This is a genomic window from Burkholderia sp. M6-3, assembly GCF_050858985.1.
GTDB lineage: Bacteria > Pseudomonadota > Gammaproteobacteria > Burkholderiales > Burkholderiaceae > Paraburkholderia > Paraburkholderia caledonica.
Genome location: NZ_CP110090.1, coordinates 182,464 through 201,293, shown reverse-complemented (window position 1 = coordinate 201,293; position 18,830 = coordinate 182,464). Strand labels below are relative to the sequence as shown.

The following is an 18,830-nucleotide window of genomic DNA, read 5'->3' as shown; positions in this document are numbered from 1 at the left end:
AAACGCCGTGCGGGAATTACGCGCGAGTGTACGGAGTGCCATTGGAGGTGGCAAGCGTGAACAATAGGATGTGCTGTCGGTTGAAACGGCACAGCGAGCGATGACGTGAATCCGGTCAGACCCGCGCCGCTTCGAGCGAAAACACAGTCACCGCTTGCTGAAGTTGTCTCGCCTGATCCGCCATCGACGAGGCCGCGGCCGCAGCCTGCTCGACGAGCGCGGCGTTCTGCTGGGTCACGTCGTCCATTTGTGCGACGGCGCGGTTCACACCCTCGATGTCCGTGCTTTGCTCCTGCGACGCCGATGAAATCTCGCCCATCAGGTCCGTCACGCGTTTGATTGCCTGAGTCACTTCAGCCATCGTCTGGCCGGCCCGCTCGGCGAGTTCCGCGCCGCTGCCGACGCGTGCCGTCGAGCTCTCGATCAGTTCCTTGATCTCTTTCGCCGACACCGCGCTGCGCTGCGCGAGCGAGCGCACTTCGCCCGCGACGACTGCGAAGCCGCGCCCCTGTTCGCCAGCCCGTGCCGCTTCGACCGCTGCGTTGAGCGCCAGAATGTTGGTCTGAAACGCGATGCCTTCGATCACCGCGATGATATCGGTCATGCGCCTGGACCCGGCCGCCAGTTCGCGCATCGTTTCCACGACATCGTCGACAAGACCGCTGCTGCGCGCGGCCACTTCGGATGCGCCGTGCGCGACGCCGCCCGCTTGCTGCGCGTTTTCGGCGTTCTGTTTCACCGTCGACGTCAGTTGCTGCATGCTCGACGCCGTTTGCTGCAAGGCCGCAGCCTGCTCTTCAGTGCGCTGCGAGAGGTCGGTGTTGCCTTGTGCAATCTCACCTGACGCGGTCAGAATGGATTCGCTCGATTCGCTGATGCCCGACACGATCGTGGCGAGCCGCTCACGCATGTTGCGCAGCGCGTAGAGCATGCTGTGCGTGTCGCCGGCGCGGGTCTCGACGCGCACGCTGAGATCGCCGTCGGCGATACGGTTGGCGAGTTGCATTGCGTAGTCCGGCTCGCCGCCCAACTGACGCGACAGACGCCGCGCGATCATTGCAGCAAGCGCGCCGCCCGCTGCGATCGCACCCAGCACCAACGCGACCATCGCAACGCGCATGCGCTGATATTCGCTGGCTGCTTCCGCCTGCGCGTCGTTGCCTTGTTGACGGCGATAGTCGATCAACGCCGTCATGCGATCGCGCAATGCTTCGCTCGACGCAATCGCGCGGCGCACGAGTTCGTCGCTGTCGACGCCGGCAGGAATCGGCGCGAGGCCGATCTGCTGATGCACGATACTTTCCCACTCCGCCGACTTGCCCAGCACGTCGTCGAACATCTGGCGGCCTTTTGCAGTGACGATGGTCGCGCGATATTGATCGTAGCCCTGATGCATCAGCTTGAGCGAGCCGACGATGCTGTCCTTCAGCTTCTGGCGCCCCGCATCGTCTTTCACATAGCCGAGATTTGCGGCGGCGAGGTCAGCGTCGATCTTGTGGCGGTTCGCCTCTTCCAGCCAGTAGAGGCCGTCCATGTATTTGTCGCAGATCGCATCGGTGATGTCATGCATCGACGCCAGCGTTTTTAGCGAAGTGCCACCGATCACCAAGCAAAATCCAATCACAACGGCAAAGGCCAGCAGCAGTTTCCTGAACACGGTCATGCGGTCGAACCACTTCATTTGAACATCCTTCGGAAGTCACAACGGAATTCTCGCTGCTGCAGCGTCGCCAAGCATGTCGCAACTCGTTGCGGTGAGTCATGCACGCAGGACGTGGAGACGCAGCAGCGCTCACCTTCCTTTTACGGCGCTGAAGGCGCGGACTTGATGCGGTAAATGCCTGGAATAAGCGGGACAGGATAATGTAAGGAATGCCTGGCAGACGGCACCGTGATGAACGCACAGGGCTCGCGTTTGAGATTCGTCCGATAGAACCGTGTTCATTCGCCTCTTAGACTTCTCCTGCTGCGTGGACCTCATGTAGCGCATGCGATGTTGTTGTAACTCTCCGACTTTTCCGCTCACGCTCGAACGAGTGTGAGCGGTTTTTTTTCGCCTGTGCGCCGCGTTTTGATGCGATTCAGATTGGCGGATCGAACGCGTTGCCGGCGAGCCGCAATGCGTAGGCGCGAACGTCTTCGGGCCATCCAGCGATTTTCTTTTCGAAGCGCGGTTGATCGCTCGAATAGAGCGCGCGTGTGGCGTCCTCGTAATCCGGCAGGTTGCCGGCTACCGCGGTCATGAAGCGATACGCCGCTTCTTGCGCCGCACGTTTGCGCTCGCGCTGCTCGCCAGTTCCGCGCGCCGTCTCCACGAGCTTGCGCAACGCGACCGACGCCCCGCCCGGTTGCGCGCTCAGCCAGTCCCAATGACGCGGCAACAAGGTGACTTCGCGCGCGACGACGCCTAGTTTGGGGCGTCCGCGACCGCGTGGGATGTCGGGCTCGGCGTCGTTGCTTGCATCGTTGCGCGGATGAGCAGCGGAAGTCTCGCGACCTAGGCGCGCGACGATTTCCTCGGCAGTGCCGCGCAAATCGAGTTCAACCGGTGCGGCCGTGGCGTCGTCGAAAACCAGAATGGGCGCTTGCTCGCCCCGCTCGATTACTTCCTTGACGGCGAGCGCGACTGCGGGCAATTCACCTGAGGCGATGAGGCGCTGGCCTTCGAAGGCCGTGCAAGTGGTGTTGGTAGTGCTGGTGGTGCGATGCGTGGTCACGACAAACTCCGGTTGGGAAGTTGTCGAATTATATCCGGGTTAAATTACAAGGCAATATATTATCCGGATAATATTGATCCGAACTCAATGGCCGCCCACCACCCTGAAAGCGCGGCCCGTTGCCGACGCGTAGGTTCCTACACTTCGGTGCGACACGACGCGGTTGCGGCCGGCGTCTTTGGCGGCGTACAAAGCTCGATCTGCCGCATTGACGAGCGCGCGGCTCGTCGTGAAGGCCTCGCCTCGCGTCGTGGCTACGCCGATACTGACCGTCAATACGTGGTGGGAGCTCGCCACATGCCCGAGCGCGAGCGCCTGGACTGCCGCGCGGATTTTCTCTGCAATGCAGATGGCGCCCGCTTCGTCGGTATCCGGCAGCAGAACGGCGAACTCTTCGCCGCCGTAGCGCGCCGCCGTGTCGCCGGGACGCCGCACCTCGTGCGTGATGCAGCGAGCTACGGCGTTCAGAGCGTCGTCGCCGGCCGAGTGACCGTAAAGGTCGTTGAAGCCCTTGAAACTGTCGACGTCGATCAGCAGCATGGCGAGCGATCCGTCGTTGCGCTGCGCGCGACGCCACTCCTTCTCTGCGGCTTCCTCGAAGGTGCGGCGGTTGTCCATGCCCGTGAGACCATCCGTTCGCGCGAGCCTGTGCAACTCTTCTTCGGCGAGAAGACGGCGCCGCATCTGCTGCGCGAACAGCACGGCCAGCGCGATCAGCGTGAGATCGAGCGCGCCGATCAGCGAGCCAATGATCCATGCCCGCCGCCGCCAGCCGACATAGATGTCCTGCGTGGACAGCGCGACATCGAGAATCAGCGGATACATGTCGATATGGCGAAACGCGTACCAGCGCTCGACGCCGTCGATCGCCGCGGTGCCGAAGAAGTCGCCGCTCGGCTGCGCGGCGAAGCGCGAATAGTTGGAGGTACCCGTCAGATTGATGCCGATCGTTTTTGGATCGTACGGACGCCGCATCAGCATCGTGCCGTCGCTCAGCATGAGAGCCATCGAGCCGCCGGCGCCGAGATTCATCCCGTTGAAGAGGCTGCGGAAATATTTCAGCCGCATAGTGCCGACCACCACGCCACCGAAGCTGCCGTCCGGCCGCGAAATGCGCCGGCTCAAGCCGATGCTCATGTCGGCGCCCGTTGCGCGCGGCATGAACGGGTGACTCACGTACAGACCCACGTTGGGCGAATCGCGATGCACCTTGAAGTAGTCGCGGTCGGCGAGATAGACATGGCGCGGCGTAACGGACTGCGAATCGAACTTGATGTAGCCGGTTTCGTCGATCACGAGAATCGAGCCCATGTCTTTCGCGGATGCCGAGCCGTCGAACAACACCATCTGACGCAGCGAAGGCTCCAGTTGCAGCACGCGTGGCTGCTTGAGCCCTTCGATCACCGTGCGTATCGACAGGTCGTAGATTTCCAGATTGCGCGACACGTCGCGTTCCACCAGCAGCGAGACGTTGAACACAGAGTCTTGCGCGCGCCGCAACGCGTCGTCGTGCATCTGCGCCAGCACCCACACCGCAATGGCGAGGATCGCGCTGGCGAGCACGCCACTGATCGCGATGATGATGTTCGGACGACGCGTGACCATTGAATTCGGTTTGGGCATGCGCGGTCTTCACGCGCTAAAGAAGGAAGAGACGCGTCCATCGGGGATCGCGTATGGCGAACCCGTAGCGTAACAGAGGTCATCCTTACCCAAAGGATCGAAAAGACGGGTTTTTAGTGCCTAGTGCGCCGCTTATGTGGCGCTTGCGATTCGCTTGTGGAACCGCTTGTGAATCGCTTACGCCGCGCACCCACGTCATGTTCTATGCGGATTTCATGAGAAGTCCGTAATGGATTACCTCGCCTCCCTCAAGTCCGCTCAACGCGGCCCGATAACCAGTAAATGGGATGCCGGTTTCGTGCTTGCACGCAGCGGCAACACTGCGCAGGACCGTCGGGAAGTACGACGGTCACATAGACGCTCCCATGTCCGGACCTGAGAGTCCATCACGAAACGTCGACGTTTCGTCCTTGGAGAAGCAACAACATATGGCTGCCTTGAACCAGTTCAGTATTAAAGCGAAGCTGATTGCCGGCTTCGGCACGTTGTCCCTGATTGTCGTCGTGGTTGCGGGGCTTTCCCTCAAGTCGCTGAGCGACTCGACCGAGGGGTTCTCCAGCTTCGTGCGCGGCATCAACGCGCGCGCCGACATGGCTGTACAAGTGAGAACAGCGGTCGACCGTCGTGCGATCGCGGCCCGTAACCTCGTGCTGGTTGTGAAGCCCGAGGACCTCGACATCGAGAAAGCGTTGGTGGCGCGCGCGCACGAAGATGTAGCCGCGAACCTGAAGAAGCTGAACGAGATGGTGAAGGCCTCCGACGCGAGCGACAAAGCGCGCAGCCTTGTGGCCGAGATGGACCGCGTGGAGACTGCTTACGCGGACTACGCGCATTCGCGGCAGGAGGAGATGATCGCCGGCTATGCGGCGCACTACGAGCACCAGCGCAACTTGCTCATCACGATTTCCCTGCTCGCGATCGCGCTCGCGGTTGGCGCATGCGTGGTGCTCACGCGCGCGGTGAGCGGTCCGTTGAATCTTGCAATCGGCGTCGCGCGGACCGTGTCGCAAGGCGATTTGCGCACGCGCATTAACGTCGACGGCAAGGATGAAACGAGCAAGCTGCTCGGCGCATTGCGTGAGATGAACGAGCGCCTGACGACGATCGTCGGACGCGTGCGCGATGCGAGCACGAGCATCGCGCACGCGGCTCGCGAGATCGCCGCGGGCAATATGGACCTGAGCCAGCGCACGGAACAGCAGGCGGCGTCGCTGCAGGAGACGGCTTCGAGCATGGAGCAACTTACGTCGACGGTGAAGCAGAACGCCGATAACGCGCAGCAAGGCAGCACGCTGGCCGCGAACGCGTCGAGTGTTGCGCAAAAAGGCAGCGCGGTGGTGGGCCAGGTGGTGAGCACGATGCAGGACATCAGCGACAGCTCGACCAAGATCGCGGACATCACGGGCATCATCGAAGGAATTGCATTTCAGACAAACATTCTCGCGCTGAACGCGGCCGTGGAAGCGGCGCGTGCGGGCGAACAGGGTCGCGGCTTCGCGGTGGTTGCAAGCGAGGTGAGAAGCCTGGCTCAGCGCTCGTCGAGCGCGGCGAAGGAAATCAAGGATCTGATTGCCAATTCGGTGGGCAAGATCCGCGACGGCTCGTCGCTCGCCGGCGAAGCGGGGAAGACGATGAGCGAGGTGACGGAGGCGGTGGCGCGCGTCACTGACATCATGTCGGAGATTGCGGCGGCATCGAGCGAACAAAGCCGCGGCATCGAGCAGGTGAACCTCGCGATCACGCAGATGGACAACGTCACGCAGCAGAATGCGGCGCTGGTGGAAGAGGCGGCGGCAGCTTCGCGGTCGATGGAGGAGCAGGGCGAGCAGTTGAATGAGGTTGTGGGGTTTTTTCGGGTTTTGGAGGGGGTGGGGGTGGGGGGGGGGGGTGGGGGTGGGGGTGCTCGGGCTTCTGTTGGTCGGGAGAAGCCGGCTGTTACGACACGTGCAGTTGTTGCGGCGGCGCCGTGGGTGGGCGCGTCGGCGTCGATGCGAACGCCGGTCAAGGTTGGAACGATGCCCGTTGTCTCCGCCGACGACGATGCGGGGTGGGATCAGTTCTGATTTGGTGGTTTGCGGGGAAGCGCTTGACGGCAAAATTCAAAAACCCCGGCAGGTTGAGCTGCCGGGGTTTTTGGTTTGAAGCTTGTGGTGTTGCTTGGAATCTTGTTGGGAGGAGGACAACCAAACAAATGCTCAAAACAACCGCCAAATGGGCTCATGCTGGCGATTATAATGGGTGTTGCCCCCAAAAATGCCCCCGTTTTTCAAGCCATGGAAGGCGTTGGCTTACCCTCAGTGGCGCTGACTAAATGGTCTGAAATAACGGTGGGAAAGCTACTGCAGCACGATCCGTACGACGGCGTGCGGGCGCCAGTCTGGCCTGGCACTGTCCGTTCGGCGCAACCGACATCTCAGATCCATATCACATCCATAGCAACGCTTTGATATGAGGTATCCAGCGAGACACGATTTCGGTTCGTCGTCCGGCCTCGGGATTCCTCAAGCTAATCTGCCCGGGTGGACATTTCGAGTTTCTTCCGTCGACACACTGAGGAAAGCTAAGAGCGCTTCATCCCGGAGCCCGAGCAGTCCGAAAGCGCGCTGACGCCGCTGATATTTGACAGCGTTCGAGCAATGCTGCTCTACGACCCAACTTGGGGACCATCGAGAGAGCGTCCGCAATCTGACAAAGAAGCCTCAATCGCTCCGCGGTCGGCGTCTGACGAAACCCAATTTTTCCGAATGCCGTCGGCATTGAGCTTCAGCATCGATGCATGCGTGCGTCGGCCGCTGCGCACATCATCACGATCCAGTTTCTGACGTGCGCGCTCCACGTGCATCAAAGGACATTTCTCGGCCTTTTCCGCCTCAGCGTCTGCCATCAACCGGTCGTGGTCTTCTGTCATCGCTCGTTACCTCGATCAAAAGTCGTCCGTACGGCGCGTGAGAACAAACGTGCGAACAATCTCGGGCGAGATGAGAAACATCGATTCGAGCGTGCGTTGCCCGCTCTCCACCAGCTCGCGGTCGTGCTTCTGCCGTGCCCGCTTTGCCTGCATCAAGGGGCACTTTTCGTTTGCCTCGATCTGCTCCTCTTCTGCCATGGTTACTCCGGCCGAATATCCGCGTGCACATCACAGCGTGCTCGCACCCAGCAGCGATGCGCGTCTCCTTCAAGGCCCTGAAGCTTCCCACGATTTCCACACAGGTCGCAGTTGTGCAGGCTCATGGCCATCGGCAAACTCAATCATGCCATGTTCGAAGCGCTCAGGTATCGGCTGCACTTGAAAACGCAAGCCGCCTAACTTCTCCATGACCTGCCACGTTGTGACCTGCGGCAAGCCGTTCGCCGTGGTCCTTCGCAATTGGGCACACAGCGTGTCGATCAAGTCGAACCACATTACGGCACCAGTTCGCTCTTGTCCCGCGAAGATCTCTGGACAGCGCTCAGTTAGCCGTTTTTTGAGGTCTGGGCTCATCTTCTTTATTGTCTCGTTCGGATCTGGTCTATTCCTGCCAAATCGCGTTGATGCGTCGAGCGAACAAGGCATCATCGATGATTGCTTGATTGCGTGTAGAGTCGAGACTACCAACCTCAACGTCGATTGTCGACCGTGCCCCTTCGATCAAAGCAGGCTCGGCAAGCATCAACGCGAGTTGCCTGCGGATCTCGCTCAGAAACATACGCTCGATCGAGACCGGCTTGATGCTCTCGCCCCAATCCCGCTTGCGGCCCTCGCGACGGACCGCGTTAGCGCAATTAAGGAACGCTTTGCGCGCGATGGAGCGGCCTAGTTTTTTCAAGATCCGTGTGACTTTTCCCCTTGTTGATACAAGGATACGCGTCGAGCGCTGAGCCGCGAAAGCACGATTTCCACGCGAAGGCGCATCCCGACCTAGTCGAGTGCGTTAGCCTCATTGAGGCAACCCTTAAAAAGCCATCCCCGAAACCCTGACCTTTAGCGCAGTAGAGCCGATCGAACCATCCCTAAAACCTGACCTTTTGCGCCGTAGAGTCGGTCCTAGCAGTCTAGTCCGAAGCGCTGCATCAGATTGCTGGCACCCGGCTGATTTTTTTACCGTTTCCCGCCTGATCCACTAAACACGAGCGAAGATACTTGGCTGCGATCGGACCCATCGCGGTCCGTCGGACCGACTCAACCATAAGGCGGTCTTGAGTTACATGACGTCGCAAACGGTAATCATCTGATGGCGACGGGGCCAAGCATACTGTGTACGCTAGGCCCGAGTCGAGCCGAACGTTACACATTGCCGACAAGGGATGCATCGACCTGCTCAAACCGACTACGAACTAAGATTTTGAATAGCTCAAGAGCGCCCCTTGAACGCTCGCTCTTTGAACGGACGCCAGACGGCGCTGTAATTCGATGCATAGTCATCATCTGGATGACGTCGCCCCTCGCCTCAAGATGCAAGTCTTTCCAGCGAAATGTTGTCCAATACGTAACGACACTACCTGCAAGAATACCTGCGTCGCGTAATGTCTTGGACAAAGGAACCTGCTTTCCTTCAAAAACAACTGAGTGCGATAGAGAAACACGAATCTCTTCCGTTTCTACTGTCTTGGACTCGGGAAGTTTAAAGAACGCACGAAAAACCTCAAGTAATTCTTCGCAGGTGAAATCTGCCGACACTGATACGCGATAGGTTGTATCATGTTGATTACAATATAGAATAATAGTTATTTGACTTGAGTCAAGCTTCCTGTTCATCTCGTCCGTAAATGCGGAAATGAACCGCTCTTCAATGGCCGCCTGTATTCTGGGGGCAGGTATCTCAATAAGCTTTCTGAAATTTCTTTCAACCTCTGCTGGATAATTTTCGCACATTTGTACCCAATGCGAGTTTGGCAATATCTCAATGTCTGGTAGCTCTGCCTTAAGGGTGGCTTCCGCTTTGCCAGATATCGCCACATTTACGCAGAGTACGTAGCGTTCCCAGCCCAGCGCTGGTTTGATTGCTTTCGCCGCGCGAATTGACTCCACTGCCTTCGTGACATTGAAGCCTCCCGACTTCCCAGACTCAATGCTTTTGCATTGATACGCAACCTTCTTGGTAGGAAAAAAAATGTCTACGCCTTGCTCTGGCGGGTTACGAACGTAAATCTCAGTCGTTTTGTGCTCAATGTTTAGGAGCTTGCAACAAAATCTTTCCCATACATCCGAGAAGTCATCCTCTTCCGGATAATGCAAGAATGGCGGGCAAAGGTGATATTGGGTGGTCATGTGGTCTGAGATGTGGTCTGGGAAAAGTACAAAAAGCTGAAAGTATCTATGTCTTTGTTATGCGTTTTTCAATTTATTCGCGGCCTGCAAGCAAAGGACACGCTCATATACCAGCAACGCAAGCCGTCCTCGCGACGCTCATGTTCCGAGCGAGAAGCTCTGCATGCCAGCAGTAGTCAGGACCAGCCGATCTCTGCTATATCGGCTCCTCAAGCGAAGACTTTAGATGGTCCAGTGTTCCTGCCGAGCTCCCCATTGGTTGCGACCGCCGTTGGAGTTGGGGATCTGCATCCCGGTTCGAATGTCTAATATTGGCCGGCTGCCGAACAGCAGCTTCCCGCACCGTTCGTCCGCGACGATCCTGCGCGAGCTGCCGAACCCGACCCTAAGCGGTCTGTCAGATTTGTCCAGAGCGGACGTTCACAACCCCGTGCGAGGCGGTTTAGATCAGGATCGGTAGTGGACGTCTACCGACTCTTGCGCACCGGCTAGAGCTTGCGGGCTTCCAACGATGTCTCACAGGCTTGGCTCCTTGCGAAGATCTGGGCCGGCCTCTGCGCAGATGAAGCCGTTCAGGTTCGAGGGCCACGCTTTGTCCGCTCATACGTATTTCATAGGGAGCGATAGACTTATACCGCAAGCGGAATAGGGAAAACACGCCAGCTGTGGGCATACAACGCGAACATGACGCGTCTTAAGGAGGGATGCTTGAACTCCCCGTTGCCCGACGTGAACCGGCAGCAGGACAAGAAGCGCCCGGCAGGCGAATGGTTGCCTCGGCTAGAATAGAGGGCTGATAGCGGCAAGCGGCAAGCCGTAAGCAGCTGGCCGAGCAGAACCTCGGCACGTTCCTCGACTGGGTTCGAGCTAAGTCTTCCGTTCGATGACGAGCCGTGAGGCGTGATCGCGCAAGGAAATCGTTTCCGAGTGCGGATTTTCGAAGTCGGCGCTCGATCAGAGCCCGCGCATCAAGGCCTCCCACGACACATGAGTGGAACGTTGGACCTTACACTGGCGAGCTTATAAGTGGTTGTAGTACATCCCAACGAACACAATACATAGCGACCCGCCACCCGCATTGCATTCCGATCCATAGCCAACGCACGTTCCTCCCCCATGCCTTCATCCAAGTTCACCTACGATCTGCCGTCCGGAGCACCGAGCCCCGTTGTCAAAGAAGAGCACATCGAATACGGCTTCCTTGGCAAGCTTCAGAACTTGAAGTACGAATACCGCGACGACATTCGCGATCGCGCCGCACTGGAGAAGAACTTCCGGGAGAAGTTCGAGGCCCTGAACCGCGTCAAGCTAACTGAAGCCGAGTTCGCCAGGCTCCTAGATGAAATAGTTACCCCGGATGTCTACAACGCTGCCAAGACCCTGCGCGGCATCAATGCCTTCACCCGCGACGACGGCACGCCGTTGAACTACACGCTGGTGAACATCAAGGACTGGTGCAAAAACCACTTCGAGGTCGTTCACCAGCTCCGCATCAACACCGACAACAGCCACCACCGCTACGACGTTCTCATCCTCATCAACGGCGTGCCGTGTGTGCAGATCGAGCTGAAGACCCTAGGCGTGAACCCACGCAGGGCAATGGAGCAGATCGTCGAATACAAGCACGACCCGGGCAACGGCTACACCAAGACGCTACTCTGCTTCATGCAGCTGTTCATCGTCAGCAACCGCGACCGCACCTACTACTTCGCCAACAACAACGTCCGCCACTTCGCCTTCAATGCCGACGAGCGCTTTCTGCCCATCTATGAGTTTGCAGGCGAGGACAACCGCAAGATCACCCAACTCGACGAGTTCGCCGAACACTTCCTGAGAAAGTGCGACCTCGGCCGCACCATCAGCCGCTACATGGTGCTGCTTGCGGGTGAGCAAAAGCTTATGATCATGCGGCCATACCAGGTCTATGCCGTGCAACACATCGTCAAGTGCATTGACGAAGACAACGGCAACGGCTATATCTGGCACACCACTGGCAGCGGCAAGACGCTCACGTCCTTCAAGGCCTCTACCCTGTTGAAGGAAAACGACCACATTCACAAGTGTGTGTTCGTCGTGGACCGAAAAGACCTCGACCGCCAGACCCGGGAAGAATTCAACAAATTCCAGGAAGGCTGCGTCGAAGAAAACACCGACACCGCCGCCCTCGTGCGCCGCCTACTTTCAGAGGACTACGCCGACAAGGTCATCGTCACGACCATTCAGAAGCTCGGCCTCGCGCTGGACGAAAACAGCAAGCGCAACAAGCAGCGCAGCAAAAACGGCCAGGCCACCTACAAAGAGCAGCTCGAAACACTGCAGGACAAGCGCATTGTCTTCATCTTCGACGAATGTCACCGTTCGCAGTTTGGCGACAATCACAAGGCCATCAAAGCATTTTTCCCGAAGGCGCAGCTCTTCGGTTTCACCGGCACGCCGATATTTGGTGGACCCGACGGCAACGCCAGTCGCATAAAAATCGACGGTGAGGTGGCCTCGTATCGGACCACCGAGGAGCTCTTCCACAAGCAGCTCCACGCCTACACCATCACCCATGCCATCGAGGATGGCAACGTCCTGCGCTTCCACGTCGACTACTTCAAGCCCGAGGGTAAGAACCCATCAAAGCCGGGCGAAGCCATTGCCAAGAAGGCTGTCATCGAGGCCATTCTTGCCAAGCACAATGCAGCCACCGGCGGGCGCCGCTTCAACGCTATCCTCGCCACCGCGTCCATCAACGACGCCATCGAATACCACGCTCTGTTCAAGACCATGCAGGCGGACAAGCAGGCCACCGATCCCGATTTCAAGCCGCTGAACATTGCCTGCGTCTTCTCCCCGCCTGCCGAGGGAGACCCAGACGTCAAGCAGATCCAGGAAGACCTGCCGCAGGAACAGGTGGACAACGAAGAAGATCCCGAGGGCAAGAAAGCCGCGCTCAAGGCTATCCTCGCCGACTACAACGCCCGCTACGGTTCCAACCACCGCTTGAGCGAGTTCGACCTCTACTACCAGGATGTGCAGAAACGCATCAAGGACCAGCAGTGGCCCAATGCCGACTACCCGGCCGCGCAGAAGATCGACATCACTATCGTGGTGGACATGCTGCTCACTGGCTTCGATTCCAAGTTCCTGAACACGCTCTATGTGGACAAGAACCTCAAGCACCACGGCTTGATCCAGGCGTTCTCCCGCACCAATCGCGTGCTCAACGGCACCAAGCCCTACGGCAACATCCTCGACTTTCGCCAGCAGCAAGATTCCGTCGATGCAGCCATCGCCCTCTTCTCCGGAGAGAAGACCGGCGAGCAGGCGCGGGAAATCTGGCTCGTGGACAAGGCGCCTGTGGTCATCCAGAAGCTGGAGACCGCAGTGCAGAAGTTGGACGACTTCATGACGTCCCAAGGCCTTGCCTGCACTCCATCCGCCGTAGCTAACCTGAAGGGCGACGAGGCCCGCGCCGCCTTCATCAGCCACTTCAAGGAAGTCCAGCGACTCAAAACCCAGCTGGACCAATACACCGACCTCAGCGAAGACAACAAGGCCGCCATCGAGCAGGTGCTGCCCGATGAAAACCTGCGCGGCTTCAAAGGCCAGTATCTGCAAACTGCCAAAGAGCTCAGAGCGCAGCAGGGCAAAGACGCCAAGAAAGGTGATGGCCCAGGCACCGATGATCCCGTGGAGGAGCTCGACTTCGAGTTTGTGCTCTTCGCTTCCGCCGTCATCGACTACGACTACATCATGGGCCTCATCGCCAAGTTCTCTGCCAAGGGGCCCGGCAAGGCCAAGATGACCCGCGAGGAACTTATCGGCCTCATCAGCGCCGATGCCAAGTTCATGAACGAGCGCGACGACATCGCCGAATACATCGCCACGCTCCAGGCGGGTGAGGGCCTCTCTGAGGCGGCCATCCGCGACGGCTATACCCGTTTCAAGGCCGATAAGAGCGCCAAGGAGCTCGCCGCCATCGCCGCGAAGCACGGCCTCACTACCGCCGCCCTTCAAAGCTTCGTGGACGGCATCCTCGACCGCATGATCTTCGATGGCGAGCAACTCAGCGACCTGATGGCCCCGCTCGACCTCGGGTGGAAAGCCCGCACCCAGGCCGAACTCGCCCTCATGGATGACCTCCACCCCCTTCTTGTTAAACGCGCCGGTGGCCGCGACATCTCAGGACTCAGTGCGTATGAGTAGTAAGAACAGAACCGCTACAGCAAAGGAAGAGGCAAAGCCTGCGCTGGTGCCGAAGCTGCGCTTTCCAGAGTTTCTGGGAACGGCGGGATGGGAATACAAATTCGTTGGGCCATATTTGGAGGACCGTTCAGGCCGAGTACCACCTGATACCACGCTACCCGTCTATAGCTCTACACGAGACGGCCTGCAGCGCCAAGACGCTTACTTCGACGGCCGGGTTCTCCAGAACAAAAACGAATACGGCGTGGTTCCGCCCGCCTGCTTTGTCTATCGCCACATGAGCGACGACGGTCTGTTCAAGTTCAATATCAATGAAACAGGCGGGGATATTGCGGTAAGTAAAGAGTATCCGGTTTTCAGCACCAAGGGTCTGAATCCAGCTTTCCTTCTCGTCAAGCTGAATAATAGCCTCGACTTCAAGCGGTTTGCTCTATCCCAAAAGGCTGGAGGCACACGAACCCGACTCTATTTCAGCAGGCTTTGCGAGTGGCGCACCTTGTTGCCGTCCTACGCTGAACAGAAGAAAATCGCCGACTGCCTGAGTTCGATGGACAAGCTGATGGCCGCGCAAGCGCGGAAAGTGGACGCGCTCAAGACTCATAAGAGAGGGCTGATGCACCAGCTTTTCCCCCGCGAAGGCGAAACTCAACCCCGCGTTCGCTTCCCCGAGTTTCAGAACGCCGGGGAGTGGGAAACGACAGAACTGGGGAATTGCCTTGAAAAGGTAATCGACTATCGAGGCAAGCCACCACCAAAAGCAGAATCGGGCGTTCCGCTGATTACCGCAAAGAATGTGCGATTTGGTTGGCTCGATATGACAGCCGACGAATACATCGAAGCAGGCGCCTACGCCGCATGGATGACCAAAGGGATTCCCAACGCAGGAGACATCCTTTTCACCACTGAGGCACCACTCGGGAATGTGGCGATGTTTCCGAGTGTGGGGGTATTTGCGCTCGGTCAGCGCATCATTACGCTCCGATGCAATACCAAGAAATGTGTTCCTGAATTCCTTTTTCAGTCACTGCTTGGGCCGGAGATGCAAAAGACAATCGACTTTCACAGCACCGGATCGACAGCTAAAGGCATCAAGTCTTCCGTGTTCGTCACTCTCTGCATTCGCCATCCTAAGGTCGAAGAACAACAACGTATCGCTTCGTTCCTGAGCACCCTCGACGCGCTGATCACCGTCGAAGCCCAGAAGCTGGAAGCCCTCAAGAGCCACCAGAAAGGGTTGCTGCAGCAACTCTTCCCATCCTCGGAAGAGGTTGATGCATGAGCGCAAAGCCGAAGATCAACAAATACGCCAACCTCAGAACACTCGCGAGAAGGCTGCGTGACGATCTGGGCGGAGTAGAGCTCATCCTCATGTATGCCTACAACCGCACTGGCAAGACACGGCTGTCGATGGAGTTCAAGGACGAGGGGAAGCGCAAGAACAATGGCGCTCCCGACACCCTCTACTTCAATGCCTTTACCGAAGACTTGTTCACCTGGGACAACGATCTAGACGGTGATGTTGTCCGGCGGCTCAGACTCAATCCCAACTCCAGCTTCTTCAATGGTCTGAAAGACCTCGCACTGGACGAAACCATTGCGGGATACCTCGACCGTTATGCGGACTTCGATTTCGACATTGACTACGAGACATGGACGGTCTCTTTCCGGAACCGTGAAGCCGAGAATATCAAGATCTCCCGTGGCGAGCAGAATATCTTCATCTGGTGCCTCTTCATGGCCATTTGCGAGCGGATGCTCGACGGTCATGTCTCCTATCAATTGAACAAATATCTCTACATTGATGACCCCATCTCTTCACTGGACGACAACAACGCCATCGCCGTGGCTTGCGACCTCGCCCAACTCCTGCGCCGGGCTGTGAGCCGCAAAGGCCAGGACGGTACTCCCGCGCCCATCAAGGTTGTTTTCTCGTCCCATCACGCCCTTTTCTTCAACGTGATGTGCAACGAGATTGGCAGAGCAAAAGAGGGCGAGTCGAGGGTGACCCACAAGCGCTACTTTCTGCACCGCCCGAACGGAGACGGCGCATATACCTTGCGGGCCACCGAAGACACGCCCTTTTTCCATCACGTCGCGTCACTCGCTGAGCTCCAACTTGCCGCTGCCCCCAGTACCGGCAAGCTATACACCTTCCATTTCAACGCCCTGCGCAGCATCATGGAAAAAACGGCGTCGTTCTTCGGCCACGCTGACATCTCCTTCTGCCTCAAGGCGCTGAGCATCGAGGAAGACCGTGCACTTTACAACCGCGCGCTGAACCTCCTCAGTCATGGCAAATACGCCATCCACGAACCGACCGAAATGGGGGAGGACAACAAAGAGTTGTTCCGGCGCATTCTGGAAGACTTCACCACCAAATTCCAGTTTGACCTGCCTGACATTCTTGAGGCGACACCGATCGCAGCACCTACAGCACCTACAGCACCTACAGCACCCGCAGCACCTACAGCACCCGCCGCCGCACCTGCCACGACGCCATGAACGAATCGAAACAAAAGCAACTCAACCAGACCCTCTGGAGCATCGCGGACCAACTGCGCGGCGCCATGGATGCGGACGACTTCCGCGACTACATGCTGTCATTCCTTTTCCTGCGCTACCTTTCAGACAATTACGAAACGGCGGCGAAGAAGGAGTTGGGGCGGGACTACCCTGATGTGGGAAGTGACATCCGCAAGGTGCCGCTGGCGCTCTGGTATGCGAACAACGTTGACGACATCCCAGCGTTCGAGAAGCAGATGCGCCGCAAGGTGCATTACGTCATTCAGCCCGCGCATCTCTGGAACAGCATCGCTAACCTAGCCCGCACCCAAGACGCAGAGCTGCTGAACACGCTGCAAGCGGGCTTCAAGTACATCGAGACGGAATCCTTCGAGAGTACCTTTCAGGGTCTGTTCTCCGAGATCGATCTGAGTTCCCCGAAGCTCGGCAAAACTTACGCCGACCGGAACGCTAAACTATGCGCCATCATCCAGAAAATCGCCGAAGGACTTGTGGAGTTCTCCACCGACATCGACGCGCTGGGCGATGCCTATGAATACCTGATAGGTCAGTTTGCCGCTGGGTCCGGCAAGAAGGCAGGCGAGTTCTACACCCCGCAGCAGATTTCCGACATCCTCTCCACCATCGTCACGCTGGACAGTCAGGAACCGAAAACCGGGACCAAGAAGCGGCTGGAAAGCGTGCTGGACTTTGCCTGTGGCTCTGGCTCCCTGTTGCTCAACGTGCGCAAGAAAGTGGCCCAGGCGAACGGCACCATCGGCAAGATCTTCGGCCAGGAAAAGAACATCACAACCTACAACCTCGCGCGCATGAACATGCTGTTGCACGGGGTGAAAGACACTGAGTTCGAGATCTTCCACGGGGATACCCTGCTCAACGAGTGGGACATGATGCGGGAGCAAAACCCGGCCAAAAAGCCCAGCTTTGACGCCATCGTTGCCAACCCGCCTTTCAGCTACCGCTGGGAACCAACCGACGCCCTAGCCGACGATGTGCGCTTCAAGAGCCATGGCCTCGCGCCCAAGTCCGCTGCCGACTTCGCTTTCCTGCTGCACGGCTTCCACTACCTCAAAGACGAAGGCGTGATGGCCATCATCCTGCCGCACGGTGTGCTGTTCCGGGGTGGGGCGGAAGAACGCATTCGCACCAAGCTGTTGAAGGACGGGCACGTCGACACGGTGATCGGCCTGCCCGCCAATCTGTTCTATTCCACCGGCATCCCCGTCTGCATCCTGGTGTTGAAGAAGTGCAAGAAGCCGGACGATGTCCTGTTCATTAACGCAAGCGGGCCGGAGCACTTCGAGAAAGGCAAACGCCAGAACCAGCTCAAACCCGAGCACATCGCCAAGATCATCAAGACCTACCAGTTCCGCAAAGAAGAGGCGCGCTACTCGCGCAGAGTGGAGATGGCCGAGATCGAGAAGAACGATTTCAACCTGAACATCGCGCGCTATATCAGCACGGCGGTGAACGAGACGGAGGTTGTTCTGGATGAGACTCACCAAGAACTGGCGGAGATTGAAAAGGCGATTGCGGCTGCGAAGGACAAGCACAACGCTTTCCTGCGAGAACTGAATTTGAAGCCGTTGCCATAGGCGCTCACACTGACTTGTCCGTGCAGGTTACCGACTCCCCGCGACGTCTTTCCTTCGGGCTTTCGCGCCCGCGTCGCGGGCTTGCTTTGCATTGAGATATAGAACCCTGAAAACCCATCCCCAAAACCCTGACCTTTCGCCGGTAGACGCACAGAAAGGTCAGCAGCCATCCCAAAAGTTTCGACCTTTCGCGCGCTGTAGCGCCAGTGAGCCATTCCCGAAACCCTGACTTTTACGCATCGGCCGCTCGCGGTCAGCCCTGCATCGCGTATCGGTTCGCACGCGCATCGTGCAGCGCGTGGTGCCGGCCGCCATGCTCGCGAAAGTACATTTCCGAGCGTTCGGGGCGCAGCGCTTGGCCGATATGGCACGCCAACCAGCCATCCGGTACATCGCCGAGGAGATCCACGAGCAAATCCCAGTCGCCCGCGTAGTCGAAGCACAGCATGCGCTCTTGCTCGCTGTTGAACTGAGCCAGCCACGCGAGAAGATCGGCGCGCAAGGCGTCACGCGTGAAGACCCGGCCTGGATGCTGGCCGAGTTGCGGCAACACCGCTTCACGCACGAACGCGGTACAGGTTGCATCGTCGTAATCCGAGCGCTCACCGTAGAACTCCCGGCCATCGTCAGCGACGAGCGCGATCGAAATCAGATCGCAGTCGATGAAATCGGTGAATTCAGTATCGACGAAAAGGCGCATGGGCGGGGCGGCACTATTAGGTGTAGGCGTCAGAAACGTGCATCATCAAATCGCCGACGCGTGCACGTAAATCGGCTTTCGTGAAGTCATCGACGTTGCTTGCTCCGATACCGGTGCTCGGTCCGCCGTCCGGCCGGCAGGATTCGCGACCGGTCGCGACAACTCGAAATTAGCCGTCGCTTCCTTCACTGAATTCGCGACAGGCGGCGGCATCGGCCGAAAATTCGGGACCG

14 protein-coding genes are annotated in these 18,830 nt (G+C 58.3%); 5 read left to right on the top strand and 9 right to left on the bottom strand.

The window, feature by feature from the left end; translation table 11 throughout:
• Nucleotides 1-115: 115 nt before the first annotated feature.
• The 3 genes from OH764_RS00855 to OH764_RS00845 form a co-directional block, all read right to left on the bottom strand.
• On the bottom strand, nucleotides 116-1,681 hold the full coding sequence (locus OH764_RS00855) for a methyl-accepting chemotaxis protein (protein WP_498847693.1): 1,566 nt from the start codon (nucleotides 1,679-1,681) through the stop codon (nucleotides 116-118).
• Between the two features lie 400 nt (nucleotides 1,682-2,081).
• A complete protein-coding gene (locus tag OH764_RS00850; protein ID WP_498847692.1) occupies nucleotides 2,082-2,717 on the bottom strand; it encodes a DUF2239 family protein in 636 nt (211 codons plus the stop codon).
• Nucleotides 2,718-2,801: 84 nt separating this feature from the next.
• Nucleotides 2,802-4,340 (bottom strand): sensor domain-containing diguanylate cyclase, encoded by a 1,539-nt coding sequence (locus tag OH764_RS00845; RefSeq protein ID WP_498847691.1) that lies wholly within the window; start codon nucleotides 4,338-4,340, stop codon nucleotides 2,802-2,804.
• Between the two features lie 428 nt (nucleotides 4,341-4,768).
• Here OH764_RS00845 and OH764_RS00840 point away from each other — a divergent pair, with 428 nt between their 5' ends.
• Nucleotides 4,769-6,403 carry a methyl-accepting chemotaxis protein gene (locus OH764_RS00840; protein WP_498847690.1) on the top strand — a complete coding sequence of 545 codons (1,635 nt, stop codon included), beginning with the start codon at nucleotides 4,769-4,771 and terminating at the stop codon, nucleotides 6,401-6,403.
• 581 nt (nucleotides 6,404-6,984) lie between these two features.
• On the opposite strand, the gene OH764_RS00835 is transcribed toward OH764_RS00840, so the two are convergent.
• The 5 genes from OH764_RS00835 to OH764_RS00815 all read right to left on the bottom strand — a co-directional run bounded on the left by OH764_RS00835 (nucleotide 6,985) and on the right by OH764_RS00815 (nucleotide 9,588).
• The gene (locus OH764_RS00835) at nucleotides 6,985-7,248 is read right to left on the bottom strand and encodes a hypothetical protein (protein WP_498847689.1); all 264 of its coding nucleotides are present in this window, start codon (nucleotides 7,246-7,248) and stop codon (nucleotides 6,985-6,987) included.
• Between the two features lie 15 nt (nucleotides 7,249-7,263).
• Nucleotides 7,264-7,446: a hypothetical protein gene (locus tag OH764_RS00830; RefSeq protein WP_498847688.1), complete on the bottom strand. Its 183-nt coding sequence runs from the start codon at nucleotides 7,444-7,446 to the stop codon at nucleotides 7,264-7,266.
• A 69-nt stretch (nucleotides 7,447-7,515) separates the two neighbouring features.
• A complete protein-coding gene (locus tag OH764_RS00825) occupies nucleotides 7,516-7,821 on the bottom strand; it encodes a hypothetical protein (protein WP_498847687.1) in 306 nt (101 codons plus the stop codon).
• A 28-nt stretch (nucleotides 7,822-7,849) separates the two neighbouring features.
• The gene (locus OH764_RS00820; RefSeq protein WP_498847686.1) at nucleotides 7,850-8,146 is read right to left on the bottom strand and encodes a hypothetical protein; all 297 of its coding nucleotides are present in this window, start codon (nucleotides 8,144-8,146) and stop codon (nucleotides 7,850-7,852) included.
• A gap of 458 nt (nucleotides 8,147-8,604) precedes the next feature.
• A complete protein-coding gene (locus OH764_RS00815) occupies nucleotides 8,605-9,588 on the bottom strand; it encodes a ubiquitin family protein (protein ID WP_498847685.1) in 984 nt (327 codons plus the stop codon).
• Nucleotides 9,589-10,704: 1,116 nt separating this feature from the next.
• Between OH764_RS00815 and OH764_RS00810 the strand changes: the two genes are divergently transcribed.
• Genes OH764_RS00810 through OH764_RS00795 form a run of 4 tightly spaced genes read left to right on the top strand, consistent with a single transcriptional unit; the run spans nucleotide 10,705 to nucleotide 17,897 of the window.
• Entirely contained in the window at nucleotides 10,705-13,779 is a 3,075-nt protein-coding gene (locus tag OH764_RS00810) for a type I restriction endonuclease subunit R (protein ID WP_498847684.1), read from the top strand.
• Nucleotides 13,772-15,058: a restriction endonuclease subunit S gene (locus OH764_RS00805; RefSeq protein ID WP_498847683.1), complete on the top strand. Its 1,287-nt coding sequence runs from the start codon at nucleotides 13,772-13,774 to the stop codon at nucleotides 15,056-15,058. The genes OH764_RS00810 and OH764_RS00805 overlap by 8 nt, the downstream gene beginning before the upstream one ends.
• Nucleotides 15,055-16,281 (top strand): AAA family ATPase, encoded by a 1,227-nt coding sequence (locus OH764_RS00800; RefSeq protein ID WP_498847682.1) that lies wholly within the window; start codon nucleotides 15,055-15,057, stop codon nucleotides 16,279-16,281. The genes OH764_RS00805 and OH764_RS00800 overlap by 4 nt, the downstream gene beginning before the upstream one ends.
• Nucleotides 16,278-17,897: a type I restriction-modification system subunit M gene (locus OH764_RS00795; RefSeq protein WP_498847681.1), complete on the top strand. Its 1,620-nt coding sequence runs from the start codon at nucleotides 16,278-16,280 to the stop codon at nucleotides 17,895-17,897. The genes OH764_RS00800 and OH764_RS00795 overlap by 4 nt, the downstream gene beginning before the upstream one ends.
• Before the next feature lie 253 nt (nucleotides 17,898-18,150).
• On the opposite strand, the gene OH764_RS00790 is transcribed toward OH764_RS00795, so the two are convergent.
• Nucleotides 18,151-18,597, bottom strand: a complete 447-nt coding sequence (locus tag OH764_RS00790) for a 3'-5' exonuclease family protein (protein WP_498847680.1) — start codon at nucleotides 18,595-18,597, stop codon at nucleotides 18,151-18,153.
• Nucleotides 18,598-18,830 lie beyond the last annotated feature (233 nt).